Below are 25,078 nucleotides of genomic sequence, written 5' to 3'. Positions count from 1 at the left end.
GCAGGTATTAAGATAGCATTAAGATTCTCTTGCGAACCCTGCGAATTCACAACTCCCCGGATAAATCTCCACAGAATTACCCATACTACACGGTATCTAATTATGGAGGGTTCAATATGAAAATGACAGGCGACCGGCTGTGGATTGCAGCGCTGGGTGGTGTATATGAAATCGGCAAAAACATGTATCTTCTGCAATACGCTGAAGACATTATCGTTATTGATTGCGGGTCGAAATTCCCGGATGAGACTCTACTAGGCATCGACCTTATCATTCCCGATATTACCTATTTACTTAGTAATCTGGATAAAGTCAGAGCATTAGTGGTTACTCATGGACATGAAGATCATATCGGGGGAATCCCTTATTTCCTCAAACAACTGAATATCCCGGTGTATGCTTCCCGTCTGACACTCGGCTTAATTGAGACAAAACTGAAGGAGCATGGGCTCCTGCGCCAGACTGAGCTGCATTGCATTGATACGGAGTCCACGCTGAATTTTGGTTCCATCACCACAACCTTCTTCCGGACAAACCACAGTATTCCGGATTGCCTTGGTATTGTCTTCGATACACCAGAAGGAACGGTGGTTCATACCGGCGACTTCAAGTTCGATATGACCCCTGTTAACAAGCAGTATCCCGATATACATAAAATGGCGGCTATTGGAGAAAAGGGGGTTAAATTTCTTTTATCGGAGAGTACGAATGCAGAACGGCCTGGATTCACTCCTTCAGAAAGGCTGGTTGGAGCTCATTTGGAGGAAGCCTTTCATAACGCGGAGAATAGAATTTTCATCTCTACCTTTGCTTCCAACGTGCACCGTTTGCAACAAATTGTAGACGCAGCCGAGCATACCGGACGCAAGCTTGCCCTGCTGGGCAGAAGTATGGTTAATGTGGTAGGGGTGGCCCAAGAGCTGGGGTATTTGAACATCCCTGAAGGCATGCTGATCGAAACGGCCGACGCAGGCAAAATGGAACGCGATAAGATTGCTGTATTATGTACCGGCAGTCAGGGTGAACCTATGGCAGCATTATCCCGGCTTGCGAATTCCAGCCACAGGCAGCTTGAGATAAGCAGAGGGGATACGGTACTTCTCGCAGCGAACCCGATTCCGGGCAATGAGCGTAACGTATCCAGGATCGTCGATAACCTGTATATGCTGGGTGCACGGGTAATCTACGGATCACGCAGTGAGCTTCATGTTTCGGGGCATGGCAGCCAGGAGGAACTGAAACTGATGCTGACCTTGATGAAACCTGAATATTTCATACCGATTCACGGGGAATACCGGATGCTTCATCATCACAGCTTACTGGCTGAGGCCGTCGGGGTAAAGAGTGAGAATATCTTTATTTTGAAAAACGGGGATATTGTTGAATCTAACGGTGGTGATGTCCGCCAAACAGGACGTATCACAGCTGGACAAATTTTCGTGGATGGACTGGGAATCGGCGATATTGGCAATGTTGTGCTGCGTGACCGCAGACAGCTGTCTGCTGACGGAATTCTGATTACAGTCATTACGTTAAGTCAAAATGACGGACGGATTCTGAATGAACCGGATACCATCTCCAGAGGTTTTGTATATGTACGCAACTCTGATACGTTGATGGAAGAAATCAATCAGCTCATAACAGCTACTTTGAAGAAGATGAATGATGCTGACCTTGGACAGTGGAACATCATCAAGGAGACCATAAGAGGTGCATTGAGTAAATTCCTATATGATCGAACAAAACGCAGACCCATGATTTTGCCTATTATCATTGAAGTCTAGAAACTAAAAATATCCGCAGACGATGGACTATTTGTCCCTTCTGCGGTTTTTTTATTAGTAAGAATGTATTAATGATGTCGCTGTTTCTACATATTTGCAGCTTGGCCCATACGAATACGTTTACAATTCGATCGTATGCTATACAGTGTTACTTCTTTGAAATCACTAAGAGGAGGAAAATGAATGTCGTTTGGTTTCAGGAAATTTGGTTTGCTGTTCGTTGCTTTGGTATTACTGGCAGGTGCCTATGCGTATCCAGGCCAAAAGATGAAGGCTCAAAGTGCAGAGGGCTATTATCACACTTCCGGTAACCGGATTGTGGATTCCGCAGGCAACCCTGCAGTATTCAACGGACTCAATTGGTTTGGCTTCGAAACCTCAAATTATTCTCCACATGGCTTGTGGTCACGTTCCATGGACGATGTACTCGACCAAATGAAGGCAAAAGGCTATAACTTGATCCGCCTCCCCTACTGTAACCAAATGTTTGATGCTGGTTCTGCTGTCAACAGTATCGATTATGCCAAAAATCCAGACCTAGTGGGTCTAAAGCCGATTCAAGTCATGGATAAGCTGATTGAAAAAGCGGGAACCCGCGGCATTCGGATCTTCCTGGACCGCCACCGCCCGGATTCAGGAGGACAATCGGCGCTGTGGTACACTGCAGCCTATCCCGAAACCCGCTGGATCAGTGACTGGATCATGCTGGCTGAGCGTTACGCGAATAACCCCACGGTCGTTGGGGCAGATCTGCATAATGAGCCGCACGGCACGGCAAGCTGGGGCACCGGGAACCTTGCTACGGACTGGCAGCTTGCCAGTGAGCGCGCAGGAAATGCAATTCTTACCGCGAATCCGAACTGGCTGATCATAGTCGAAGGCATCGAAACCAACGTTCAGGGTAACTCTACAAGCTACTGGTGGGGAGGCAACCTGACAGGTGTGCGGAATCATCCAGTTGTGCTTACCTTGCCGAACCGGGTAGTCTATTCTCCTCATGATTACGGGCCGGGTGTAGCTTCACAGCCTTGGTTCAGCGCTGCCAGCTTCCCGGATAACCTGCCTAAGCTATGGGATGATACCTGGGGATATATCAGCAAGGAACAAATAGCTCCAATTCTTACAGGTGAATTCGGCGGGCGCAGTGTAGATACCCTTACCGTAGAAGGAAAATGGCAAAATGCGCTCGTAAGCTACATCGGGAAGAATAATCTCTACTGGACCTACTGGAGTCTTAATCCTAACAGCGGAGATACCGGGGGACTATTACAGGATGACTGGACCTCATGGAATGAGCCCAAGCAAACCATGCTGAACCCTATCATGAAGCCGGTTACCTTTCCTACTGTGCCTGGCGGTCCGGGAGAGGAACCGCTTCCGGGTGACCTGCAAGCCACATCACTTTATCGTGTGGGTGAAACAGGGACTGCTGTTAACTCAATCAGGGCGAGCCTGCAGCTGAGGAATGAGTCAGGCACCTCTATTCCCCTAAACGAACTATCGGTACGTTACTGGTATACAAGTGATGGAAGTACCCCACAAACCCTGGAATTTGATTATGCGGCAATTGGAAAAAAAAAACTGCTTACGACGATCGTTCCTCTCGCGCAGCCATTGACCGGTGCAGACACCTATGCGGAGATCAGTTTTACAGCAAGCGCAGGCTTCCTTGCAGCATCCGGCACAACTGGTGACATCCAATTCCGCATTCATAAAAATGATTGGACGAATTACAATCAGACGGGGGATTACTCATTCGCACCATCCCTGACCAGCTATACAGCAAATAATCATATTACAGTCTATCATAAGGGAAAGCTGATTTATGGGATTGAACCTTAAAGAACTTAAAGTGCAGGCTTTTATATTCTGAAATCATAACCGAATGAAAATGCGGCAAGGTGTCCGTATACATCAATGAACGGACACCTTGTTTAAGTGCACTCCACCCGGTTAGGTGGTGTTCAGCTGTATTAAATTCTATTCCATGAAAGACCCATAATCAGTAATTTTCATCTTCACATCAAAGGTAACTGGAATCCGGCAAAATGCTTCATCCCAATGGTCTTTCAGCTTTTTCCACACCTGAGGTTTCTCGATACTGAGCCGATTCCCGAATCCGGCAACCTCTACTTTGTATTCCGACTGCATTTTTTGCATTAGTGACTGAATCATAGAATTCAGCCTCTCTTCAAAAATCCGCTGAACATTTTCAAGATAATCCTTATTAGTGGACACCGTTCCCTTCCCCCATTTTTCAATTAATCTTCCTTCGGATTCTATACTCACGTGAAATGCTGGCTGTTGTTCCTTGTTCATCTTTACCGACACTTTAGAGTCTGCTGATTTGATCTCATAGGTTATAGGTTTATGGTCTTGATTATATGCCTTGATCGTCCCTCCCTCGACTTCCCCCTTAATCCATGCGATGCTCTCCACATCCTGCTGGTTCAGACTCCCGATCCACTTGCCGGTATCCCCCTTAATAATCCCACCGCCCGAGAACTCCAATTCCCGGTCCGCTTCTGCAATATTCTGTAATACAAAACTTTGCTTGGCATACATTAGAGCATCTAGTTCGGATATAATGACACCTTTCATGATTTTACTGGTTCTAAAACGGTTACCAACCATTTGTTTGAGGTGAAAAGCGGGTATGTCATCTGCGAATTTCGATACGAGAGTGTCTGCAGCCCGTCCTTCACTTAAATAAATTAGGGTGCTAGGCCGAATATCATTATCCCGAAGCATAAAATCCATTAAATCCTCTATCTTCTGCTGCTGTAACAGCTCCTTGGAAATAATAAAGACTTTCAGATGATGCCCTATCAGCGGGCGGTCCAGACGAGTGGCGAACTGTCGCAAGATCTCCAATACAGAGTCTCCAGTCTCCGACATATTAACATATTTAGGTTTGTCGGAACTTGATTTGTTAGATTTACCCGAAGAGCCATTTGACTTTTTCGGGGCGATTTCAACCGTGACTGTGATGGTATTCTGTTTATAGTAGCCTCCACCCTTTTCCTCCAGACTCTGTTCTGATGAACTTAGTTTACCGGTATCCAACGCGATGGCAGTATACAGACTCAAATCTTCAATTTCTTTGCTGCTCCAGCACCCGGCTTGTGTTAGCAGAAGAACGCATGCCAGGAACGTGAGCAGGTATCTGGACTTATACATTCTGCTTCAGCCCTTTCCTTCTGATTATCCAAACGACTGACAGTAAACAAGGAATCAATATAAACATTACGATTCCCATAATACCGATAGCATCACCAAGCGCAAAAACATCGTTAATCCGGACAGGAATCATGGTTATAAGAAAAATGAGCGGCATCAATCCGAAAATAATCGGAGCAAGCTTAACATTGAATATCTGGGAGATTCCAAGCGAAGCATTGAAGAAAAAGCTGCAGAAATTGCAGAACATTTGCATCATCCAGATCACAAGCAGCGGAAATTCCATGCGTTCAAAGAAGAACCCTGAAACTTCAAAGCTGCGGATTAAGTCAATGGTTGGCCAGGTACTTGTGACTACGGAATCTATCGACAACCCGCCTATAGACATAACAACAGTCAACAGGTATAGTGCCAGGGGAACCGAGATTCCGCTTATCATAGCTTTGACGGCTTGCTTCGGGTGCTGCATATATGCAACCAACGTCATTACAACCTCGCCGCCTGTAAACACCAAAATCGTGGATTTCAAGCCTTTGATTACCGGGAGTACACCGTCGCCCAGCAGCGGACGCAGATGATTGATGTCAAAAAGTTTTACACTTAAGAAATAACATAACAGAAGTACAAAAAGGCTGACTGGAAAAAGAATCTGGTATACTCTGGCAATCGCATTAATTCCACCAAACACCAGATATCCGCCCACCCAGATAAACGGGATCACAATTGCCCAAATGGGAGTGCCTTCAAGTAAGAAAAACAAGGTGATCTCGGCAAATACGCGAATCTCAAAGCCTGCAATAATGACAAAGTAAATAATTAGAAGGATAGACAGACAACTGCCCGGAATCCTCCCTGCAATTTGTCTGGAATATTGGTATATGGTCTTGCCGGGAAATTGCTGGCTGAGCTTAACCATCAACAAGATGACCAGCATGACAATTCCTCCGCCCAGCAGAACTGAAATCCATGCATCCGGTGTTTTGACGGTCTCTACAACAGACCTCGGCAAGGTCAATATTCCCGCACCCAGAACCGTGTTCGTCAAGAATATAGCAGCCTGTGTAGCGGTGATTTTCTGATCAGAACGTTTAAACACCTGTATTCCTCCATTCTGGGTTCAGGTTAAGGGCGGCGTTTTTTCTTTTGCGGCTTCATCATTTCAGGTCTTCGTTTCATTAAAGACATTGGTGCACGGATGTAGAGATCCTTCCAATCGCTTAACCGGATAGGTGAAAAAGGAGTAACGTAAGGCACTCCAAAGCTCGTAAGCTTGGTCAGATGAATGAGGATCAGCATGATAAACAGGATCGTACCGTACATCCCCAACATAGCTGCAAACAGCATGCCAACGAACCGCAAAATACGTAATGTAATCCCTGCGCTGTACATGGGGATAGAGAAAGACGATATGGCTGTGACCGCTACTACGATAACCAGAAATGGGCTTACAATTCCCGCCTGTACCGCGGCATCGCCAATTACTAGACCCCCCACGATACCCATTGCCGGTCCGATCGGTTTAGGTAGCCGTATCCCTGCTTCACGAAGGATCTCAATAGATATTTCGAGAATGAGCACCTCGATAAGAGACGGGAATGGAACGCCTTGCCGGGTCTCAATAATACTGATGACTAGCTCCGTTGGGATTAGTCCAGGATGGAATGAGATAAAGGAAATGTAGAGTGCCGGAGCCAGCAGGGCCATAAATGCTGAGAAGAATCTGAGCATACGGAGCAGTGTTCCCGGGAGCCAGCGCTCATAATAATCCTCTGGGGATTGCAGAAGCATACTGAAGGTCACAGGAACAATAAGAGCAAACGGGGTACCATCAAGCAAAATCCCTATTCTTCCCTCCAGTAAAGAAGTTATGACCCGATCGGGACGTTCCGTATTCTGCGTCTGCTGAAACGGACTTAAATAATTATCCTCGATTAATTGTTCCACATATCCGGATTCGGCCAGGAAGTCCATATTGATCTTTGAGACCCTATTTGTTACCTCTTCCAGCAAATCAGGATTGACAATATCCTTGATGTAAGCGATGACTAACTTTCGTTTGACTTGGCTTCCAACCTCATAAAGCTTCATCTCCAGATTTTTATTCAAGCCTTGACGCCGGAGAATGGAGGTATTCTCACTCAGCACCTCGGAAAAGGCGATTCTGGGCCCCCGGAGGAGTCCTTCTGACGTCGGTTCAGTAATTGCCCGGATCGAACCATGAGGTATCCCGACTAGAATCCCAGCGTCAATCCCGTCTATGATCAGAGCAGTGTAACCAAAGAGAATGAATTCCTGCAGCTTCTCCAATTCATTCACTTCATTAATTTCCGATAGTGGAAGCAGACGTTCTTTAAGAGCAGATAGAGTAACCGGTCTCTGAGGGACATGCGGTATCCCGTGATTCTCCATAGTGCCAGACATCAACGGCTCCAGTACCTGCTTGTTGATCATTGCTTCATCCTGCATGCCTTCAACAAAGACAAGTGCTGCCTTTAGGTCATACCCGCCTAGCAGGAACTCCCGAAAATGAACATCACTGTTCATACCTATACGATCCTTAATCGAAGCCAGATCGGTGCTGTAATCTCCACTGAGTATGCTGCCCGGAGGCTTATTGCCTTTGGTCAGTGAGGTTGAAAACCCCTGGTTGAGTTGAGGACCTCTTCCGCTGCCTACGAATGCGTACAGTTTTCTGTATACAAAATAGATTCCCAGTGGACAAATCAGTGTAATTGCAGCTTGCACAAAAACAGCCCAGCCAGGAATGAAGGAAATAATACTCGACCACATTCAGCTCATTCCCTTAATTATAATTTTTAGGCACAATCCTATTTAAGCGAGTAGTCTTTTAAGTGTGCCAAATAACAGTAAAATTTAGTCATAAACAAATAACCCTCATTCTCCTTGGAGAAATGAGGGTTATACTTTAACGGGAAAAAGGATTGTTATCTGTGGTAGAAACCTGATTTTAGGTGGGAAGGGTCACTTCAGTGTACCACGCCTTCAGATTTGAACTGAAGTCCTTATGTTTCTTGATGTAAGCCCCTATGTGTTCTTCCTTGACCGAGTTCAACCCCATCCCAAAATGATCATAGAGCTCTTGGATGATGAATTCATAGATCTGATCTGTCTGCTTACCCTGTTCAAGCAACTCTAAGAGCTGCAAGGTGATGCAATCATATTCATCTGAAGGTGCTCTGCTTCTAATGAATCCAACAGGGTCCCAGGAGTTCACAAGCATCCTGGCTTGCGGAAATAGTTCGGTGTGCTTCTGCTTTAATATCCTCATTTCAGAGGGTGAACAATGTTCCAACATGAGTCTCACCTACCTTTTATTCTATACCTGTATGATAACCCGCAAGTTCTAATCGCACTATGAAAAGGAACATACTCCAGGATAAACTGACCAGCCTTAGCTTTCGCAAAGGAATATCTGTGTCTTCCTATAAGGGAAGTAGCACCGTGAAGGTGCTGCCTTCACCGGGAATACTGTCCACATGGATGGAGCCAGCATGTGCTTCCACAATCCACTTGGCAATTGACAAGCCGATTCCATAGCCGCCAAGCTCACGGGTTCTTGACTTATCCACCCGGTAGAATCGTTCGAATAGGCGGGACAGGTCACCGGCATCAATTCCGATTCCATTATCTTTTACTTCAATACCAAGCATATGGGCTCGTCCTTCAGTACGGAATAACTTAAGCTCCACCTTACCACCTTCCGGTGTATACTTAATCGCATTATCCAGCAGAATGACGAATAACTGAGATAGTCTCTCTTTATCGGCATTGATCATCATCTCTTCTCCGGCACTGAAGTGGAGCATGATTCTCTTTTCGCTGGCAAGAGCTTCTAAAGATCGCACAATCTGGCCGGCACATTCGGTAACATTATAGGATGATTTCTGTAACACAGCTGCATCGGAGTCAGAGCGTGCCAAGGTGAGCAGTCCGTCGGATAACCGGATCATTCTTTTGGCTTCATCCCTCATGTTCTCTAGTACTTTACGGGCGAATGGCTGATCATCGGCTACTCCCTCCATCTCCAGTGCATCGATCGAGGACAGCATTATGCTAAGCGGTGTTCTCAACTCATGGGACGCATCCCCGACGAATTCCTGTTGTCTGGCAAAAGACCGCCTTACCGGAATCATTGCTTTTTTGGACATCGAATAACTGAGAAATATCGCCAAACCGAAGAATAGTATTGCAACTGCAAACAGAATTACAATTAGCCACTGAAACAGCCGAAGCTGTGCGGAGGTGTCTTTGACGGCGTAGAGAAAACCTGCTGCTTTTCCCTCATGGAATATTGTTTTGCCAGCAACGAGAAGTTCTCCTGATCCTTGGTGATTGGCTGTATCTGCTTCCGAATAACGGATAGTGCGATAGATGGTCTCTTTTGAATCAGGAATCAAGCCTTCCAAATCCCCGCTCAGTTCGCTGAAGCTCCGAGAATACGGAAGATTCGCAGTGATGAGTTTCCCCTCAAGGTCTGCCAGAATACCGGTGATTTCACCGGATTCATTAGGGTTCTTCCTTAACCAATCCTCCGGACTGTTCCCGTTCCTGTTCAAACCGTGCACACCATATTCATGCATCGAATTCACCCGGTCATTCAGCCAAGATTCCAGCTGCTGTTTTTGCTGATTGATTAACAGATAGTGCAACAGTCCATAAAGGGTCACAATAAATAAAATCAGAAAGGTAATCAGCACGGCACTGTACTGAATGGTGAGCTTTCGCTGCGTCTGTTTGAGAAGATCTTTGGATGCTCGTTGTCTATTTATCAATTTTATACCCGACCCCCCTTATGCTCTGGATCCAGTTGTCTCCTGTAATACCGGAAAGTTTCTTGCGTAATAGCTTCACTGTCGCATCGATGGTTTTGGGTCCGACATCAGCGTCAAGCCCCCAGATCCGGTCAAAAATAACATCACGGGTCAGTACAATACCTATATTCTGCGCGAGCAGATCCAGTAGTTGGAATTCACGCGGCGTTAGCTGAATCTCAGTGTTGCCGAGCCGTACACTCTGGGCATTCCGGTTAAGGCGGATATCCCCGATTCGTATCTCTTGCTCCAGAATAGGCGCGAAATTTCGCCGCTGCAGCGCCCGTATGCGTGCAAGCAGCTCTTCAATTTCGAAAGGCTTGATTAAATAATCGTCAGCCCCGGCATCAAGACCTGTTATTTTATCGAGCAGACTGTCTTTGGCCGTTAGCATCAGCATAGCACCCATATAACCTTCACTTCTTAACCGGCGGCAGATACTCACACCATCCCCGCCAGGCATCATCCAGTCCAGAATCAACAGATCATAGACCATTCCTGAAGCGTAAATGTATGCATCTTCTCCGGTGGTTACCCATTCCACATCGCATTCAGCTTTTTTCTTAAGCATATGGGCAATCAATTCACCCAGACGCAGATCGTCTTCAGCCAGCAATATTCTCATCTGTCTTTTCTCCTCTTATCGATGTGCTGATTAAATCATAGCATTAGATGATGAAATTAAAATGAAATTTACCGTCTGTTACTTTCACCATATTTTCACCAACTTGAATTAATCTGTGAATACATTACAACAAGGAAATGAGGTAAATCACAATGAAAAAGCAAAACTTGATTAAATGGTTAACTGGAGTGTCAGGCGCTGTCCTGTTTACCGGCTTTATTGGGTATATCAATCATTCAGAAGCCGCACAAAGTGATTCCTCTCTTGCCATATCTTCAGGCTATGAACAAGCTCAGGAACCAAACAGGGATTCTATAGCGGATGGACCAAGACAGCGGCGCGGGGATTTCGGATCCGGATTTTCGGGCAGCACAGGTTCAGAGGATAGCCGGGGCGAAGGAAGAATACGAACTCAGGCATCATAAAGGGGGAGGCAGCATGAGTCATTTCAAAGCAATGAATACTAGCTTTCATACACACGGGCTGACTGCAGATATGGATGAACAAGCGGAACGCTGGTTTCATTTCGTTGAAATGGAGCTCAGCCGGTTCAACCTGGATAGCGGCCTAATGCGGCTGAACCAATCACCGGGAAAGCCGGTAACAGTCTCGCCGCTCCTGTTCGAAGTTCTGAACGAAGCGGATAAATATTATACAGAGACTGGAGGTTTGTTCAACCCCTTTATGGGCAACATTCTGGCTTCGGCGGGCTACCGGGTAAGCTTTGAGCAGATAAGCAGTAGTAAGTTGACTGAGGAAGAAAGTACATTGTCTGAAGCTGAACCTGGGATTAGTTCCATACCCAGTTCTATAATGCAGCTTAACCCCAATCCGGATACAGTTCTTCTCTCTCCCGGCTATTCCGTTGATCTGGGGGGAATTGCCAAAGGCTGGAGTGCGGAGAAGTTCTCCCTAAAGCTGCAGCAACAAAGTATTGAGAGCGGAGTGATCGACGCCGGCGGTGATGTGATCCTGTGGGGAGATGCTATACGGATCATTGACGTAGCCTCACCCTTCATTCCAGGGGATGACCTTGCAGCTATTTGCATAAGAACAGGGGCGGGTATTGCCACAAGCAGCAGCATAAAGCGAAGCTGGATCCATGCAGACGGGAGCAGACGGCATCATATTATGGATCCGCGTACATTGCAGTCCAGCGCTTCGGATCTGGTCCAGGTCACAGCAGTCTGCCCAACGCTTGTACAAGCAGAGGTGTACGCCAAATGCTTGCTTATTCTGGGCACGGAACAAGGTATCCCTTGGCTGCAGAAGAATCATCCCAATTGTGCGGCTATTGCCGTCAAGGCAGACGGGACGGTAATACCGATAGGAGTAATCGAATGTATTCTAGCCAAACAACAAGGAGGCGGTATCCATGCAACAGTGGCTAAATAGTCTTGCGGAGCACCTATCGGTGTGGACTACAGTAAGAGCTGCCGGTTTCACTTCCTATCTGCTTCTGTTCTTAGCCGTTACTGCAGGTCTGCTACAAGGCGAGCCGTGGGTGAAAGGCCAGCGGCGCGTGCAGCTGAATCTGATCCATCAGTGGACAGGCTGGTTCGGCCTGCTATTCGGTCTTGTACATGGACTAGTGCTTACTTATGATCAAAATGTAGGATATTCGCTCTTTGAACTTGCCATTCCTTTCGCATCTCATCATGAACCGCTGTGGACCGGACTTGGAACCCTTTCCTTCTATATGCTCCTATTGATCCTAATCAGCTCAGATATGATTCGTACCATTGGAAAAAAACTATGGCGGGCTATTCACTTTTTGGCTTTACCGATGTTCGTTATGGCTCTTCTTCACGGAATCATGCTTGGGTCCGATACCAGAGAACCCGGAATTCAGGTTATGTATATGCTGACAGGATTGACGATAGTTGGATTGGTAGTCCGACGAATCTATGTTGGCCGGCAAATTCAGGCGAAACGCTTGGTCTCAGTAGCAAGAAGAGTATCGTAAATGAAACGAAGCAGGAACACTTTGCGGAAACAACAAGGATGCAGATTGTCCTCATGACCATGGCTGGCGCTATTGGCATGAAGGCAGCTGCATCTTTTGCTGTTGTCCCCAATGGTTAATGGACTAAATCCTTAATGTACCAGGCATCACAGGCATAGTGTTCGGAGCCGGCAAGCGGGGCGTCTAGTAGCAAGAACCCTTGTTTGATATAAAACCTGTTAGCGGCTTGCATGCTTTGCAGAGTCTCCAGATAACACTGCTTGTAATGAAGAGAAGCAAAATCCAGTGCTGTCCTCAATAATTCTGCAGCGATACCACTTCCGCGAATGCTTGAAGACAAGTACATCTTCTGAAGCTCACAGACCTGATCTGACCCATCGAAGGAAGCTATTCCGCAACCGCCCAGCACTTCCCCGTCTTCTTCCACGATCCAGTAAGCCCGGTCAGGCTCATTATTATAGTAATGATACAAGTCATGCATACTCTCATCAGCCCACGCCAGTCCTTCACGGTTCCCGCCGAACTCGATCAGGCATTCTCTGATGATCTGTTCAATTGAAGCATTATCTTTAAATTCAATATTTCGGATGATCATTGCTTTGGTTAGCCTCCATGTCTTAAGTTAAATATAGGTTTAATTCTAACATAACATAAAACCATCATTGATTCAGGTAGTCGGATCTTAAGATTTCCAGGTGTAAACATGATAGGATAGATAAATGATGACTATAGTTAGGAGAGACAATGATGAACAAACTTGTATTCTTCCTGGGACCGGCGGGTGCCGGCAAAACAACCTTGGCCAAAGCAGTCGCATCTCGCCGTAAAGCTGCTGTCCTCGATATGGATATTCTCCTCAGGCCTGCTGCAGATGTGATCATGAGCATGCACGGTCTGGACCCCGATGACAGGGATTCAGCAGCGTATAAAAGATTATGCCGCGATCTGGGCTACCGGATCACCATGGATGCCGCGCTGGATAATATGGGACTGGAATGTGACGTATTTGTAGTAGGTCCATTTACCAAGGAAGTCCAAGACCCTGGATGGATCGAAAGTGAGCTGGCCCGGATCGGCCGAAACCTGGAAGAAATTGAAGTAAGAGTGGTTCTGGTAAGTCTGGGTAACTACGAATTATACCGGGAACGGATTGAAGGCAGGCACTCTCCCCTGGATGATTGGAAGTTCCGGAACTGGGAGACTTTTAGCACTTCACTTGAGAACCGAACGGTTGCCTGGCCTCTTCAGGCAGAGAACATCCTGCGGATTGATAATTCGAGTCCGGAGGTTCAATCGGCTGCTGTAATTGTAGACAGGTTCATTTACGGTTAGTTAAAAAGGAATTGCAGTACCTACCCCTCCAGCCCATGAAGCTGCTTGAACTCCTCTGGCCGCATGCCTGTGACCCGTTTGAAGACGGCACAGAAATAGCTGGTATTCTCAAACCCCGCCTCCTCGGCAATCTCATAAATCTTTTTCTCCCTGCCGCTGAACATGAGCTGTTTGCTGCGGTTGATCCTCTGTTTGTTAATGTAAGTCACAGGCCGTTCATGCAGTGTCCGCTGAAACAAACGGCATAGATATTGAGGTGAGATCGACACTACCTCTGCTAATTCCTTAAGCGGCAGGGTCCGGTGCAGATTCAGTTCGATATGCTGCAGTACCGGCTTGATGCGTTCCAGTTCATCCTGACCGCCTGCCGGTGCCGACAGCTGCGCCTTGAGATCAAGCATTAATGCATACATCAGCTTGGAACGCTCCATATTAACATCAAGACTGTTGGCATGTGACAGCTCAAGCATTTTTTGCAGGGGATTCAGTAAGGAGAGATCATTCAGCCGTCCAGGTCCCGATTCCCGGATTCCGGCATACGTCAGAAGTCTTCCCGCTTCTCTTCCATTAAAAGAAACCCAGGACAGTTTCCATTCAGCACTGATTGGTGCATAGGCATGGGCAACATGCGGAAACAGAAAGAAAACATCCCCCGGTTCTACAATGTAACGCCGATCCTTTAGAAACAATTCACCTTTGCCTTCAAGAACCTGATGCATCTGATAGTCCGGGAACCCCGTGGGTCGCTCGAGTTCCGGTTGATGCTCCCAGAACCCGATAGTTGTGGCATACAGCGGCAGTGCCTCTATTTCATCTGTTTCGCAAAAGATCAATGTGCTCTCCATGTCAGTTCTCCTGTTTCATATTGTGTTATACAAGCGAATATTCTTCTATATATCTTGAAGTATTGGCATTTTATAATATGAATATAATAATATAAGGAGATGTTAATGTGCGCAACAAATTTACCTATGTACCCCCTGCAAATGGATACCCGGAATGGAATAACAACCCGGAGATTTTTCAGCTGAACCGCCTGGATGCGCATGCCTCCATGATCTCATATCCAAGTATCCCTGAAGCGCTTAAGGGTGACCGGACCGCTTCACCTAATTATCATCTGCTGAACGGAAAGTGGAAGTTTGCATTTGCAGAGACGCCAGAGCAGCGGATCAAGGACTTTTATGCCGCAGATTATGACAGCAGCAGCTGGGCCGAAATCCCCGTCCCTTCCCATTGGCAATTTCAGGGTTATGACTACCCTCAATATACGAATGTCCGTTATCCATGGGCGGTATCCGAACCAGACTTGAAGCCTCCTTTTGCCCCAACCAAATACAATCCTGTAGGTTCCTATATCCGTACCTTTACAGTGCCTGAAGATTGGGCTGGCCAGCCAGTGTATATCAGTTTTCAGGGCGTGGAGTCTGCATTTTATGTGTGGGTCAATGGTGAACTTGTAGGTTATGGTGAAGATACCTTTACCCCTTCCGAATATGATATTACAGCTTATCTGCAAGAAGGAGACAATACGCTGGCGGTTGAAGTGTACCGCTGGTGTGATGCCAGCTGGCTGGAGGATCAGGATTTTTGGCGGCTTAGCGGGATTTTTCGTGATGTCTACCTGTATACAGCTCCTCCTGTGCATATTGCCGACTTCTTCGTGCACACCGACTTGGATGAGAATTACGCCAATGCTGAACTCAACGTTGATGTGAAGCTGGAGAACTATTTTAATACGGCAGCAGGTGCCTTTACGGTTGAAATGCAGCTGTATAACGGTGATGGCAAGAACGTATGGACCTCCCCGGTAACTACTGGCGCTTCCTTTGGAGAGGGTGCATTACAGCAGCTTAAGCTTGGAGCCGAAGTTATCGGACCGGATAAATGGAGCGCCGAAAAGCCGAATCTGTATACTCTTGTCCTCTCATTGAAGAATGAACAGGGTGAATTGCAGGAAGCGGTCAGCACTAAGGTTGGTTTCCGTACTTTTGAAATTAAAGACGGACTGATGAAGATTAACGGCAAACGCATTGTCTTCAAAGGCACGAACCGTCATGAGTTCTCCTGTGAGACCGGACGTGCGCTCGGCAAAGAAGATATGATCCGTGATATCGAGCTGATGAAGTCTCATAATATTAATGCCGTGCGGACCTCTCATTACCCGAACCAGTCCATCTGGTATGAGCTGTGTGATGAATACGGACTCTACGTAATCGATGAGACCAACCTGGAGACACACGGTTCCTGGCAATATGGCCAAAAAGAGCTGAATGAGTACAACGTTCCTGCCAGCAGACCGGAATGGCGCGCCAATGTGCTGGACCGCTGTAATTCCATGATGCAAAGAGACAAGAACCATCCATCTGTTATCATCTGGTCGCTCGGCAATGAGTCGTTCGGAGGCGATAACTTTATCGCTATGCATGACTATCTGCGTGAAGCTGATCCGAGCCGGGTCGTTCATTATGAAGGCATCTTCCATTACCGGCCATCTGATGCGGCAAGCGATATTGAATCCACTATGTACATTAAGCCCCGTGATGTTGTCGAGTATGCTAAGAATGATCCGAAAAAACCTTATATCCTGTGCGAATACAGCCATGCTATGGGTAATTCATGCGGAGGTCTGCATTTATACACAGAGCTGTTCGATCAGTACGATATTATCCAGGGCGGCTTCATCTGGGACTGGGTCGATCAGGCGATCCGCACCACAACTGCCGACGGTATATCCTACCTGGCGTACGGTGGAGATTTCGGCGAAACGCCGCATGACGGTAATTTCTCCGGTAACGGGTTGCTGTTCGCTGACCGATCCGTTACACCTAAACTTCTTGAAGTTAAGAAATGCTATCAGAATGTGAAAATAACCGCTGCGGATCTGGCTCAAGGCCGTTTTGAAATCCGCAACAACTACCTGTTTACAAACATCGCAGAGTTTGAGTTGAAATGGACAGTATCTTTAGATGGCGTTGTTGTGCAGGAAGGTGTTGCACAGGTCTCTGCTGAACCAGGAGAAACGGCCGAATGTGTCCTTCCTTACGATCAGAGCACTTTGGTAAATGGACAAGAAGCAGTATTGACGCTGTCCTTCACGCAGCCTGCAGCGACTGCATGGTCTGAAGTTAACCATGAGATTGCCTGGGAACAATTTGTATTGTCTCCGCGTGTCGCAGTAAGCCCATCAGTGAATGCTGCCACTGGAAGTGCATTAAGTATCACAGAACAAGCGGATGTTCTTACCGTCCAGGGAGAAAGCTTTGCGCTGGCATTCCATAAGGCAAATGGTGACCTGTTCTCCTATACTTCGTCCGGGAAGGAACGCTTGCTTGCTCCGGTAAGACCTAATTTCTGGAGAGCGGTAACCGACAATGATCTGGGGAATGGACTCGATAAGCGTTGTGCAGTGTGGAGAGAGGTGTCCTACAACAGAACACTTACCGGGTTCTCCTACTCTGCCGGAGACAACCTTTGCATTGTGACAGTGAACTACCTGCTTGGTACTGAGCCTGCCTCCACTCTGCTGCTGCAATACAAGATTACGCCAGACGAAAAGATCGAGATTTCACAGGAGCTGAATCCAGGTAGCGATAAGCTGCCTGAAATCCCTGAATTCGGATTGCTGTTTGAACTGGACAAGGAACTGGATACAATCTCCTGGTACGGTAAAGGTCCTCATGAGAACTATTGGGACCGCCAGACAAGCGCCAAGCTGGGACGTTATTCCGGCAAGGTAAGCGAACAGTTCGTGAATTACCTCAAACCGCAGGAGTGCGGCAACAAAACCGGAGTTCGCTTTGCTTCCCTAACGGAAAGTTCAACCGGCAACGGGCTTCACTTGGAGAGCAGCTTGCCGATGGAGATCAATGTGCTCCCTTGGACACCGGAAGAGCTAGAAGCGAGTGATCATGGCTACAAATTGGCGCCTTCCACCAAAAGTGTGCTGAGAGTTAATTACAAACAAATGGGTGTCGGCGGAGATGACAGCTGGGGAGCTCCAACTCATGATGAGTTCACCCTGCCATCCAACCGTCCTTACAGCTTCCGCTTTACGTTATCTGTTCTTTAATCGTTCCTTTTTAAAAGGTTAGAAATTAGAAAAGGCGCATTTCCCTTCTTGAAGAGGGGAAACGCGCCTTTATGATATCCTGAGAACACTTGGGCGGATATTCCATAAGATACGGTATACATGATCTAAACCAATTCTACTGGTACCAGTAATTACGAAGCTGGCGTCAGACAGTGATGCTACTCATTCTAAGGAGGAAATTCCATGCAATATGATTGGCGACCCTACTATCCCGCTGAGGGCAATCCGAATGCCAGTCACCAACCCATGTCAATGCACATGGCGGTGTCTTCTGAATGCCTGAGCAGACCGCAAGTGGATCTGATGAGTCTCATGAGGTCGCTCTGGGAGCAGCATGTAACGTGGACTGTGATTGCAATCCGCAGCCTTGTATATGGCTTACCTGACACAGATGAGACTTTGGCACGTCTCCTGAGGAATCCTTCAGACATGGGCGATGCCCTTAAGCCCTCTTATGGTGCGGCTGCAGGTGATGTTTACGCGCAGCTAATCAAAGAACATCTAGTCATTGCTGCCGACCTGGTAAAAGCCGCAAAAGCTGGAGATCAGACGGCTGCTGCAGCTGCCGAGAAGAAATGGGTTGCTAATGGCGATCAGATTGTCGAATTTCTCAGCCGCATCAACCCGTATTTTCCCAAAGAAGAATTCAGGCAAATGTTCTATCAGCATCTTGCATTAACCAAGGCGGAAGCTGTCAGTCTGCTCCAAAAGGATTATAAACAAAGCGTACAGCTGTATGACTCTATTCAAAAGGGAGCGCTGGCCATGGCCGATATGATCACGAATGCGATCATCAGCCAGTTCCCGCAAAGCTTCAGATAACATGCTTCACACGGTGAATAGTAGCTTCATCCTAAGTATTGTCCAGCTTCCTTGAAGCTCCCAATCATCCCGGCGCCAACTGCCGCGCATAAGACTGCTCCAACAGCAGCTTCCTCCGAAGCTGAACTTAGCGTAAGGGGCAGTCCGAATCGCTCTTCCACTTTCGTGCACAGAGCCGGATTTGCGCGCAGGGCGTTGCCGGAGCCAATAAGTCCAGTCCAATGATTCTCCGGACTCAATTTCACAATGCGATCATAAAATGCATACAGCTCGTCAACCATACCCTGGAGAAAAGCGTGGGTCAGCAGACCTGGAGTGAAATTGTCCAGCGTAATCCCCCCTATACTTCCACGAGCTTCAGGATACTGCCTTGTTCCCAGAAATTGCGTGTTCACAGACAGACCAAGAGTAGACGCTTGCCCGTCTCCAAGTAATGTATCCATAAAGGTGTACATCTCCTCATGGGATTCTCCAGTATAGGCTTCTATCAGTTGACGAATGAACTTCTCCAGTAGCGCATAGGATTTGCCGCCGCTCAGTGCGGCTCCGACCATCAGCACACCACCACCCGGATAAGGCCGTGCTTCCAGCCCCTCAACCGGGATGCCAGAGTGATTCAGCATTACGGAGAACTGGCTTCCGGTCCCGATGTTCAGCAGCAGCGATTCTTCCGGAAACGGTACACTGCCAAGGAAGCTTGCCTGATTGTCCCCCAAAGATGTGAATACCGGAACCCCTTCGAGGGTTAAGCCAAGAAGTGTTCCGGATGGAGCTACCTTCGGCAACAGTTCAGTACCTATACCTGACCGTGCGATGGCCTCCTTGTCGAAATCCCCCTCCGTGATGCTATAGCATCCCAGCCCGGCAGCTTGGGTGGGATCAATAAGTGGCCATGTTCTCCCGGCAAGTCTCATAGCGGCATAATCGGCAATGGTGCAAAAGCTGACAGCTTCCGGCGGGACAAGACTGTGCTGCAGGTTATAGAAATGAGTTACCAGCCCATAGCCGGGAAAAACCGCGTATCCGGTATTTTCACCCAGTTTTTGTGCAAAGGTATAATCCTTATCGTAAGGCTGACCTCCTCTGCCATCCTGCCACGTATATAGTGGGGTCAGATGTTTCCCCGAAGCATCTGTATACAAGATACCGTGCATTTGTCCGGTCAGTCCGATACCTTGTATCCCTGGCTGCCATTCGTGTAGTTTGCTAAGTATGCCATGAACTATATTAACAATGATTGAAGGATCTTGAAGACGCTCCCATTCTTGCTGGCTGACATTCAAGTGTGCAGCATTCTTTTCACTAATGGAGTGCAGGGTACGGCGTTGTTCCAGATCATAGACCATACCCGTTATGGAAGTCGTTCCTATATCGATTCCGATGATTCTCAAGTGCTTTCCTCCTCTCAAAACTCAGCCCATACATGAATTATAGCTTGTTCCGTTATGGTCGCCAGATCTAAATCAAGCCGTTCTTTGCGTTCGCACAGACTTACGATTTCTTTGAGAGGACAACAGGCCGAGGGATGATTATCCTGCTGATGGCATATCCAATCAGTCCTCCGAGCACGTTCAGAATAAGATCATCCACATCAAAGCTCCCCATGGCTAAAAGAATCTGGGTGCCTTCCATTGCCGCGCTCCATGCGAAAGAGTATATGAAAGCAGTGAACAAGCCTCCTCTTCCAATTAACCTTACGATTATTCCTTGCGGAATAAAAAGTGCAATATTCCCGAACAGATTTATGAAATCATTGGGATTCGAGAGCCGTTCCAGATTACGGTTAATGGAGACGAATGGTGTAAAGTTAGCAAACGCCAGGCGGTTCTGAATCATCCCAGGAACCTCCAACACATTATGCAGCTGGTACCAGAGTTCTCGGATGTCTACAGGCCCATATTTGAACAAAATTATTTTGACCAGCAGGTACAAATATACAGCATATCCTAAGATAATAAGCTTCCTGTTCCATTTCTTCATGATGTCACCCACTTACTCAGTTGCACAGTGACTATTACCCCATCCATGTTGTTGCCGGATATTTCATAAGGATGCCCTGCCGGTAATTGAACACTGTCAAGCTCTGAACCCGGTACATATAGAATCAGATACTTTCGATTGTCGACCATAACCTGCAGACGCTTTCGTTTCTTCAAGTCAGCAAGATATTCCTCCAGGACCTGGTGCTTCTCCTTCATCAGCAGACTGTGCGGCAACCCGACATAACGGAAATGCCAGGCCTCGTATTGAATACCGGTGATATTCGTCTTATCGGCAGGATACCTCAGAATAAATCCATAATGCCACGCATTAGCCTGCAGCCACTCTCCCTCGGGAGAATGGGCAATCTCACCTTGGGAGGAGCCGATGTCCAGCGATAAGCCTGTGTTATGCTCACTGTGACCTGCGGGAAGCGCGTAATCCGCTCCTTTTTCACGATAGAGCTTGCGTTGTTCGGCTTGATCCCGGTATCCGCTGCTGATGCGGAAATGCTCCACCCCGTCCTTGGCAGCCGCTTCGGTCAATTTCGAGAACCTTTCGGTTACACTGCGTGACATTTCAATGGATGGATCCAGCAGTTCAAAGCCTGGGGTTAACTCATCATGCTGTGAAAGTGCAACGATATCCTTAGATACCCCTTTCTTATGTACAGAATAATCTTTGTTGACCAAGATGAGATTCCCCTGGTGAATTTGTTCTTTGTCTATCTTTATAGTGATGTAGTCTTCTGCAGATGCAGATAGAGCAGCCGGGTGCTCCTGAATGGAGGGTTCTTTTGCCAGCAGCCCTTCCTTTAGACAAAACCTGAATACGATGACCAGCAAAACAATGAACAAAAAAAGCCACTTTTTCAATGCAAGCATCTCCCTTTACCGTATGTTTCACCAGAATATAGGAAAAAGCTTAAATACAAAGTGGCCTAAAAATTAAATTTTTCTTAAGTTACAGCTAGGATTCATATCAGGGCTTAAGCGGTAAAGTCACTTTGAAAATCGTAGAGGTTACACTACTCTCTGCGGAGATGGTGCCGCCATGGCGCTCAACGATATTTTTGGCGATAAAAAGCCCAAGTCCCGTACTCTTCGTATCCGATGTGCGTACCTGGTCCCCGGTATAGAACATATCAAACAGGAATGGCAGCTCTTCTGGTGGAATGAAATGTCCGTAATTCATGACCTCAACAACCGCATGGCTGTCTTCCACTTTGCAATGGATATCCACATATTGACCGTCCCTGCCGTAACGTGCGGCATTGGTCAGAAGATTCTCAAAGACACGGGCCAGCAGTTCTCCTTCCGCCGGTATCATCAGTTGCGGTACGATATGGAGCCTTGCAACCAGCTTGTTCTTCTCGAACAGCGGATACAGCTCTTCACTCAGCTGGAACAGCAGCTCGCTGAGATCGATGGGTTTCTTCTCCACCGTAAGCATTCCGTAGTTCATTCGGGTAATCTCGAACAGCTCTTCAATCAGCTTCTCCAGACGCTGTGATTTGGTATAAGCAATCCGGGTGTAATGCCTTGCCTGCTCCGCAGACAAATCGGTAGTATTCAAGATATAGTCCAGGTAGCCCAGCACCGAAGTCAGCGGCGTACGGATATCATGCGCCAGATTCAGCACCAGCTGATCCTTACTGCTCTCGGCAAAATCCCCCCTTGCGACAGCCCCTTGCAGCTGCTCACTAGCCCGGTTAATATCATCAGCAATTGCCTGGAACTCGTCATGGGAGGCAATGTCCACGCGGGCACTGAATTCTCCGTTGGCGAGACTGTGAATGCCTGAGGATATTTGTTCAAAATAGGTAGCATAACGTTTGGTCAGCAGGAAGAAAAACAGGATCGCGAGCGGCACAAACAGAATTAAAAAAAAGTTAACATCCCCGACCCGGTTCATGAAGACCCGTACACGTACGATATCATCTTCTGCCAGGACCTGTTCATGATAGTACATCTGGAGCCCTTTATAGACCAGATAGGTGAAAAAACCGGAGATCAGCATACTGAGTCCGAACAGCATCAGCATACTTGTACGGAAACTGCGTTGGGGTCTAGCCATTGAACGTATACCCTACTCCCCACACGGTTTTGATGAATTTCTTAGGGTCCTCACCCAGCTTCTTCCGGAGGGTGCGGATATGGACCATCACCGTATTCCCGCTGTCGTAGTAAGACTCGCCCCATACCTGCTCGAAAAGATTCTCTGCACTGAATACCTTGTTCGGATGGCTGGCAAGCAGGTACAAAATATCGAATTCCTTAGGGGTCAGCTCCGCCGTTTGCCCATAGATTGAAACTGTGCGTTTATCCGGATCAATGATCAGCCCTCCCACCTGCAGGATGGACGTAATGTCGGTATCCGGCTGATTCAGCTGCATGGCCCGGCGAAGCTGGGCATTGACCCGCGCCACCAGTTCCATGGGGTTGAAGGGTTTGGTCATGTAGTCGTCGGCACCAAGAACCAGCCCCGTAATCTTATCCAAATCCGAAGCCTTAGCACTCAAAAAAATGATCGGCATGCGGTGCTGCTCACGAATCTGCCGAGTAACCTCATGGCCATCAAGCCCGGGCATCATGATATCCAGTATGGCCAGATCGACAGGCTGGGTTTGTACGGTCTGGATAGCTGCAAGCCCGTTCAGAGCTTTGACCGTAAGATAGCCCTCCTTCTCCAGGTTCATGGCTATCAGATCAGCGATCTCCGCCTCATCATCCGCTATTAAGATTGTAATCGGCTTCATTGGTTACAGCCTCCTGTTTCAGATTCCACTATTATACTGGAAACTGCTTTTGGGGTCACTCTTTCGGTCCATCCACTTCCACACACAAACAAATCGCTCTTTATAAAATGGTGGGCTATCCCGCCATTATAAAGAGCGATTCGTTATGTCAGGGGACCTTCATCCTTACCGGAGATCCTTAATTCTTAGGTTCGAGCTTAACAGTCCGGATGGACTCGTCAGCTTATAGGAAGGGTAGTTCTCTTCTGCTTGCAGCGTCATAGTGGAATCAAACAATGATTCCTGCTGGCGGTCACACACGAAGACGAAGGGCTCGTTCTGTATAACGATGTCCGTATCGTTAGGTCTGTCTACAATCTGGATCACAAGAACTCCATTGCAGCCGCAATCCTCGGTATCGTAGAACAGCTTAAGATATCCCGGCTTACCACCCAAATTTTCTTCAAGGCGTCCGGTTGTCACTTGGTCTAGTAGAATCTGCATCTCACCGTTCTCTCCCTTGCATCAGTAAAGTTCAACACTGTAATCTGTGCAAAGTATAGTCCGTTTGAGGCTCTAAGTCCAGTGATTGGGGTCACTTCAATTATGACACTCCGGCAAATTGACATAAGCAGCATTAACCGATCCGAGAGCGTACACCCTTCTCCAGCCGCAGTAGCTGATCTCTTACCGCCACGGATTCACCAATAATAATAAGTGCCGGATTGCTGATCTTCAGTGCGGTAGCGAGCTTATCTATATTTCCCAGTGTTCCTGTGATGACCCGTTCATGGACAGTCGTTCCATTCTCGATCAGGGCAGCCGGAGTCGCTGGACTCTTCCCGTACTTAAGTAACTGCTGCCGGATGTCACTTAGCGTACTGACACCCATATAAATAACGAGCGTATCTACACTATGGACAAGACCCTCCCAGTGTGCAGCTGAAGTCTGATCGTGGCACCGGCTTCCAGTCACAATTGCAAAAGACGCAGCCAGCCCGCGGTGTGTCAGCGGAATGCCGGCAGAGGCGGCGGAGCCGATAGCCGAGGTGATGCCGGGAATGACTTCATAATCGATGCCGGCTGCAGCAACAGCCATTGCTTCCTCCCCGCCTCTTCCGAAGACATAGGGGTCTCCTCCCTTTAACCGGACAACATGATTACCTGCAGAAGCGTATTTAATGATTAGATTCTCGATAGCTTCCTGCGGCATGGAATGATGTCCGGGCGCTTTCCCGACATAGATCCGCAGTGCCTCTGGTTTGCCGTAACTAAGAATTTCATCGTTCACCAGCCGGTCATAGAGAATTACATCAGCGGTTTGAATTCTGCGCATGGCTTTGACAGTAAGAAGTTCCGGGTCACCGGGACCCGCTCCGACAATAGACACGCTTCCCTGGATCATAGGCTTCCCTCCAGAGTTAAATAGATGGAACCGCTTCTCCTGTCCACTTCGACCTCATAAGTGACTACGTGACCATGATCCGGCGCCTGTACATCCCCGCTGTGCAGATCAATGCGCCAATCATGCATCGGACAGTGCACCTTAGAACCACAGACCATTCCTTCCGACAAGACTCCGCCTTTATGCGGACATTTATTCTCTAGAGCAAGCACTTCGCCATCTGAGAGGCGGAATAGTGCAATTTCTTTGTCACCCATTCTGACGATCCGGGAGCCCTTCACATCAATATCCGTCACCTTGCCCACCAGCATTTTGGTCATTG

General features: G+C 47.6%; 24 protein-coding genes. 8 read left to right on the top strand and 16 right to left on the bottom strand.

Annotation, left to right across the window (positions count from 1 at the left end; all coding sequences use genetic code 11):
• Window positions 1–116 precede the first annotated feature (116 nt).
• Both AC0MA3_RS01995 and AC0MA3_RS01990 read left to right on the top strand, forming a co-directional pair.
• Window positions 117–1,784 (top strand): ribonuclease J, encoded by a 1,668-nt coding sequence (locus tag AC0MA3_RS01995; RefSeq protein WP_474654993.1) that lies wholly within the window; start codon window positions 117–119, stop codon window positions 1,782–1,784.
• A 183-nt stretch (window positions 1,785–1,967) separates the two neighbouring features.
• Window positions 1,968–3,626, top strand: coding sequence for a cellulase family glycosylhydrolase (locus tag AC0MA3_RS01990; RefSeq protein WP_474654992.1), 1,659 nt, complete (start codon window positions 1,968–1,970; stop codon window positions 3,624–3,626).
• Between the two features lie 138 nt (window positions 3,627–3,764).
• Here the strand turns inward: AC0MA3_RS01990 and AC0MA3_RS01985 are convergent, their stop codons facing one another.
• The 6 genes from AC0MA3_RS01985 to AC0MA3_RS01960 all read right to left on the bottom strand — a co-directional run bounded on the left by AC0MA3_RS01985 (window position 3,765) and on the right by AC0MA3_RS01960 (window position 10,421).
• The gene (locus AC0MA3_RS01985) at window positions 3,765–4,964 is read right to left on the bottom strand and encodes a Ger(x)C family spore germination protein (protein ID WP_474654991.1); all 1,200 of its coding nucleotides are present in this window, start codon (window positions 4,962–4,964) and stop codon (window positions 3,765–3,767) included.
• The gene (locus tag AC0MA3_RS01980) at window positions 4,957–6,060 is read right to left on the bottom strand and encodes a GerAB/ArcD/ProY family transporter (protein ID WP_474654990.1); all 1,104 of its coding nucleotides are present in this window, start codon (window positions 6,058–6,060) and stop codon (window positions 4,957–4,959) included. Before AC0MA3_RS01980 ends, AC0MA3_RS01985 begins: the two co-directional genes overlap by 8 nt.
• Window positions 6,061–6,086: 26 nt before the next feature.
• On the bottom strand, window positions 6,087–7,754 hold the full coding sequence (locus AC0MA3_RS01975) for a spore germination protein (RefSeq protein WP_474654989.1): 1,668 nt from the start codon (window positions 7,752–7,754) through the stop codon (window positions 6,087–6,089).
• Window positions 7,755–7,932: 178 nt separating this feature from the next.
• Window positions 7,933–8,115 (bottom strand): hypothetical protein, encoded by a 183-nt coding sequence (locus AC0MA3_RS01970; RefSeq protein ID WP_474654988.1) that lies wholly within the window; start codon window positions 8,113–8,115, stop codon window positions 7,933–7,935.
• A 292-nt stretch (window positions 8,116–8,407) separates the two neighbouring features.
• A complete protein-coding gene (locus tag AC0MA3_RS01965; protein ID WP_474654987.1) occupies window positions 8,408–9,757 on the bottom strand; it encodes an ATP-binding protein in 1,350 nt (449 codons plus the stop codon).
• Complete coding sequence (locus AC0MA3_RS01960) at window positions 9,747–10,421, bottom strand: response regulator transcription factor (RefSeq protein WP_379152539.1); 675 nt, start codon at window positions 10,419–10,421, stop codon at window positions 9,747–9,749. The genes AC0MA3_RS01965 and AC0MA3_RS01960 overlap by 11 nt, the downstream gene beginning before the upstream one ends.
• Before the next feature lie 152 nt (window positions 10,422–10,573).
• Between AC0MA3_RS01960 and AC0MA3_RS01955 the strand changes: the two genes are divergently transcribed.
• Genes AC0MA3_RS01955 through AC0MA3_RS01945 form a run of 3 tightly spaced genes read left to right on the top strand, consistent with a single transcriptional unit; the run spans window position 10,574 to window position 12,387 of the window.
• Window positions 10,574–10,846, top strand: coding sequence for a hypothetical protein (locus AC0MA3_RS01955; RefSeq protein WP_474654986.1), 273 nt, complete (start codon window positions 10,574–10,576; stop codon window positions 10,844–10,846).
• A 13-nt stretch (window positions 10,847–10,859) separates the two neighbouring features.
• Window positions 10,860–11,816 (top strand): FAD:protein FMN transferase, encoded by a 957-nt coding sequence (locus tag AC0MA3_RS01950; RefSeq protein WP_474654985.1) that lies wholly within the window; start codon window positions 10,860–10,862, stop codon window positions 11,814–11,816.
• The gene (locus AC0MA3_RS01945; RefSeq protein ID WP_474654984.1) at window positions 11,797–12,387 is read left to right on the top strand and encodes a ferric reductase-like transmembrane domain-containing protein; all 591 of its coding nucleotides are present in this window, start codon (window positions 11,797–11,799) and stop codon (window positions 12,385–12,387) included. Before AC0MA3_RS01950 ends, AC0MA3_RS01945 begins: the two co-directional genes overlap by 20 nt.
• Before the next feature lie 115 nt (window positions 12,388–12,502).
• Here the strand turns inward: AC0MA3_RS01945 and AC0MA3_RS01940 are convergent, their stop codons facing one another.
• On the bottom strand, window positions 12,503–12,982 hold the full coding sequence (locus AC0MA3_RS01940; RefSeq protein ID WP_474654983.1) for a GNAT family N-acetyltransferase: 480 nt from the start codon (window positions 12,980–12,982) through the stop codon (window positions 12,503–12,505).
• A 152-nt stretch (window positions 12,983–13,134) separates the two neighbouring features.
• Between AC0MA3_RS01940 and AC0MA3_RS01935 the strand changes: the two genes are divergently transcribed.
• Window positions 13,135–13,719 carry a P-loop nucleotide/nucleoside kinase family protein gene (locus AC0MA3_RS01935; protein WP_474654982.1) on the top strand — a complete coding sequence of 195 codons (585 nt, stop codon included), beginning with the start codon at window positions 13,135–13,137 and terminating at the stop codon, window positions 13,717–13,719.
• Between the two features lie 20 nt (window positions 13,720–13,739).
• On the opposite strand, the gene AC0MA3_RS01930 is transcribed toward AC0MA3_RS01935, so the two are convergent.
• A complete protein-coding gene (locus AC0MA3_RS01930) occupies window positions 13,740–14,564 on the bottom strand; it encodes a helix-turn-helix transcriptional regulator (RefSeq protein WP_379152557.1) in 825 nt (274 codons plus the stop codon).
• A gap of 107 nt (window positions 14,565–14,671) precedes the next feature.
• Here AC0MA3_RS01930 and lacZ point away from each other — a divergent pair, with 107 nt between their 5' ends.
• Together lacZ and AC0MA3_RS01920 are read left to right on the top strand one after the other, a co-directional pair.
• The gene (gene lacZ / locus AC0MA3_RS01925; RefSeq protein WP_474654981.1) at window positions 14,672–17,791 is read left to right on the top strand and encodes a beta-galactosidase, LacZ type; all 3,120 of its coding nucleotides are present in this window, start codon (window positions 14,672–14,674) and stop codon (window positions 17,789–17,791) included.
• 204 nt (window positions 17,792–17,995) lie between these two features.
• Complete coding sequence (locus AC0MA3_RS01920) at window positions 17,996–18,634, top strand: acetylglutamate kinase (protein ID WP_474654980.1); 639 nt, start codon at window positions 17,996–17,998, stop codon at window positions 18,632–18,634.
• A gap of 26 nt (window positions 18,635–18,660) precedes the next feature.
• Here AC0MA3_RS01920 and AC0MA3_RS01915 read toward each other — a convergent pair whose 3' ends face one another.
• From AC0MA3_RS01915 to nirD, 8 genes are all read right to left on the bottom strand, one after another.
• Complete coding sequence (locus tag AC0MA3_RS01915; protein ID WP_474654979.1) at window positions 18,661–20,025, bottom strand: sedoheptulokinase; 1,365 nt, start codon at window positions 20,023–20,025, stop codon at window positions 18,661–18,663.
• A 100-nt stretch (window positions 20,026–20,125) separates the two neighbouring features.
• Window positions 20,126–20,614 (bottom strand): VanZ family protein, encoded by a 489-nt coding sequence (locus AC0MA3_RS01910; protein WP_474654978.1) that lies wholly within the window; start codon window positions 20,612–20,614, stop codon window positions 20,126–20,128.
• Window positions 20,611–21,489, bottom strand: coding sequence for a M15 family metallopeptidase (locus AC0MA3_RS01905; RefSeq protein WP_474654977.1), 879 nt, complete (start codon window positions 21,487–21,489; stop codon window positions 20,611–20,613). Before AC0MA3_RS01905 ends, AC0MA3_RS01910 begins: the two co-directional genes overlap by 4 nt.
• Before the next feature lie 106 nt (window positions 21,490–21,595).
• Complete coding sequence (locus tag AC0MA3_RS01900; RefSeq protein ID WP_474654976.1) at window positions 21,596–22,690, bottom strand: sensor histidine kinase; 1,095 nt, start codon at window positions 22,688–22,690, stop codon at window positions 21,596–21,598.
• Window positions 22,683–23,372, bottom strand: coding sequence for a response regulator transcription factor (locus AC0MA3_RS01895; protein ID WP_379152575.1), 690 nt, complete (start codon window positions 23,370–23,372; stop codon window positions 22,683–22,685). Before AC0MA3_RS01895 ends, AC0MA3_RS01900 begins: the two co-directional genes overlap by 8 nt.
• 165 nt (window positions 23,373–23,537) lie before the next feature.
• A complete protein-coding gene (locus AC0MA3_RS01890) occupies window positions 23,538–23,855 on the bottom strand; it encodes an iron-sulfur cluster biosynthesis family protein (RefSeq protein WP_474654975.1) in 318 nt (105 codons plus the stop codon).
• A 133-nt stretch (window positions 23,856–23,988) separates the two neighbouring features.
• Window positions 23,989–24,756, bottom strand: a complete 768-nt coding sequence (gene cobA, locus AC0MA3_RS01885) for a uroporphyrinogen-III C-methyltransferase (protein WP_474654974.1) — start codon at window positions 24,754–24,756, stop codon at window positions 23,989–23,991.
• Entirely contained in the window at window positions 24,753–25,076 is a 324-nt protein-coding gene (gene nirD, locus AC0MA3_RS01880; RefSeq protein WP_474655164.1) for a nitrite reductase small subunit NirD, read from the bottom strand. The genes cobA and nirD overlap by 4 nt, the downstream gene beginning before the upstream one ends.
• Window positions 25,077–25,078: the final 2 nt, after the last annotated feature.

Source organism: Paenibacillus sp. LS-5 (assembly GCF_056121505.1).
This window is presented reverse-complemented; position numbering and strand designations above follow the sequence as displayed.

Bases quoted from the DNA above. Each gene is read 5' to 3' on its own strand.
- AC0MA3_RS01995 (WP_474654993.1), top strand. From the start codon at position 117: ATGAAAATGACAGGCGACCGGCTGTGGATTGCAGCGCTGGGTGGTGTA.
- AC0MA3_RS01990 (WP_474654992.1), top strand. From the start codon at position 1,968: ATGTCGTTTGGTTTCAGGAAATTTGGTTTGCTGTTCGTTGCTTTGGTA.
- AC0MA3_RS01985 (WP_474654991.1), bottom strand. From the start codon at position 4,964: ATGTATAAGTCCAGATACCTGCTCACGTTCCTGGCATGCGTTCTTCTG.
- AC0MA3_RS01975 (WP_474654989.1), bottom strand. From the start codon at position 7,754: ATGTGGTCGAGTATTATTTCCTTCATTCCTGGCTGGGCTGTTTTTGTG.
- AC0MA3_RS01960 (WP_379152539.1), bottom strand. From the start codon at position 10,421: ATGAGAATATTGCTGGCTGAAGACGATCTGCGTCTGGGTGAATTGATT.
- AC0MA3_RS01955 (WP_474654986.1), top strand. From the start codon at position 10,574: ATGAAAAAGCAAAACTTGATTAAATGGTTAACTGGAGTGTCAGGCGCT.
- AC0MA3_RS01950 (WP_474654985.1), top strand. From the start codon at position 10,860: ATGAGTCATTTCAAAGCAATGAATACTAGCTTTCATACACACGGGCTG.
- AC0MA3_RS01945 (WP_474654984.1), top strand. From the start codon at position 11,797: ATGCAACAGTGGCTAAATAGTCTTGCGGAGCACCTATCGGTGTGGACT.
- AC0MA3_RS01940 (WP_474654983.1), bottom strand. From the start codon at position 12,982: ATGATCATCCGAAATATTGAATTTAAAGATAATGCTTCAATTGAACAG.
- AC0MA3_RS01935 (WP_474654982.1), top strand. From the start codon at position 13,135: ATGAACAAACTTGTATTCTTCCTGGGACCGGCGGGTGCCGGCAAAACA.
- AC0MA3_RS01930 (WP_379152557.1), bottom strand. From the start codon at position 14,564: ATGGAGAGCACATTGATCTTTTGCGAAACAGATGAAATAGAGGCACTG.
- AC0MA3_RS01920 (WP_474654980.1), top strand. From the start codon at position 17,996: ATGCAATATGATTGGCGACCCTACTATCCCGCTGAGGGCAATCCGAAT.
- AC0MA3_RS01910 (WP_474654978.1), bottom strand. From the start codon at position 20,614: ATGAAGAAATGGAACAGGAAGCTTATTATCTTAGGATATGCTGTATAT.
- AC0MA3_RS01900 (WP_474654976.1), bottom strand. From the start codon at position 22,690: ATGGCTAGACCCCAACGCAGTTTCCGTACAAGTATGCTGATGCTGTTC.
- AC0MA3_RS01895 (WP_379152575.1), bottom strand. From the start codon at position 23,372: ATGAAGCCGATTACAATCTTAATAGCGGATGATGAGGCGGAGATCGCT.
- AC0MA3_RS01890 (WP_474654975.1), bottom strand. From the start codon at position 23,855: ATGCAGATTCTACTAGACCAAGTGACAACCGGACGCCTTGAAGAAAAT.
- cobA (WP_474654974.1), bottom strand. From the start codon at position 24,756: ATGATCCAGGGAAGCGTGTCTATTGTCGGAGCGGGTCCCGGTGACCCG.
- nirD (WP_474655164.1), bottom strand. From the start codon at position 25,076: ATGACCAAAATGCTGGTGGGCAAGGTGACGGATATTGATGTGAAGGGC.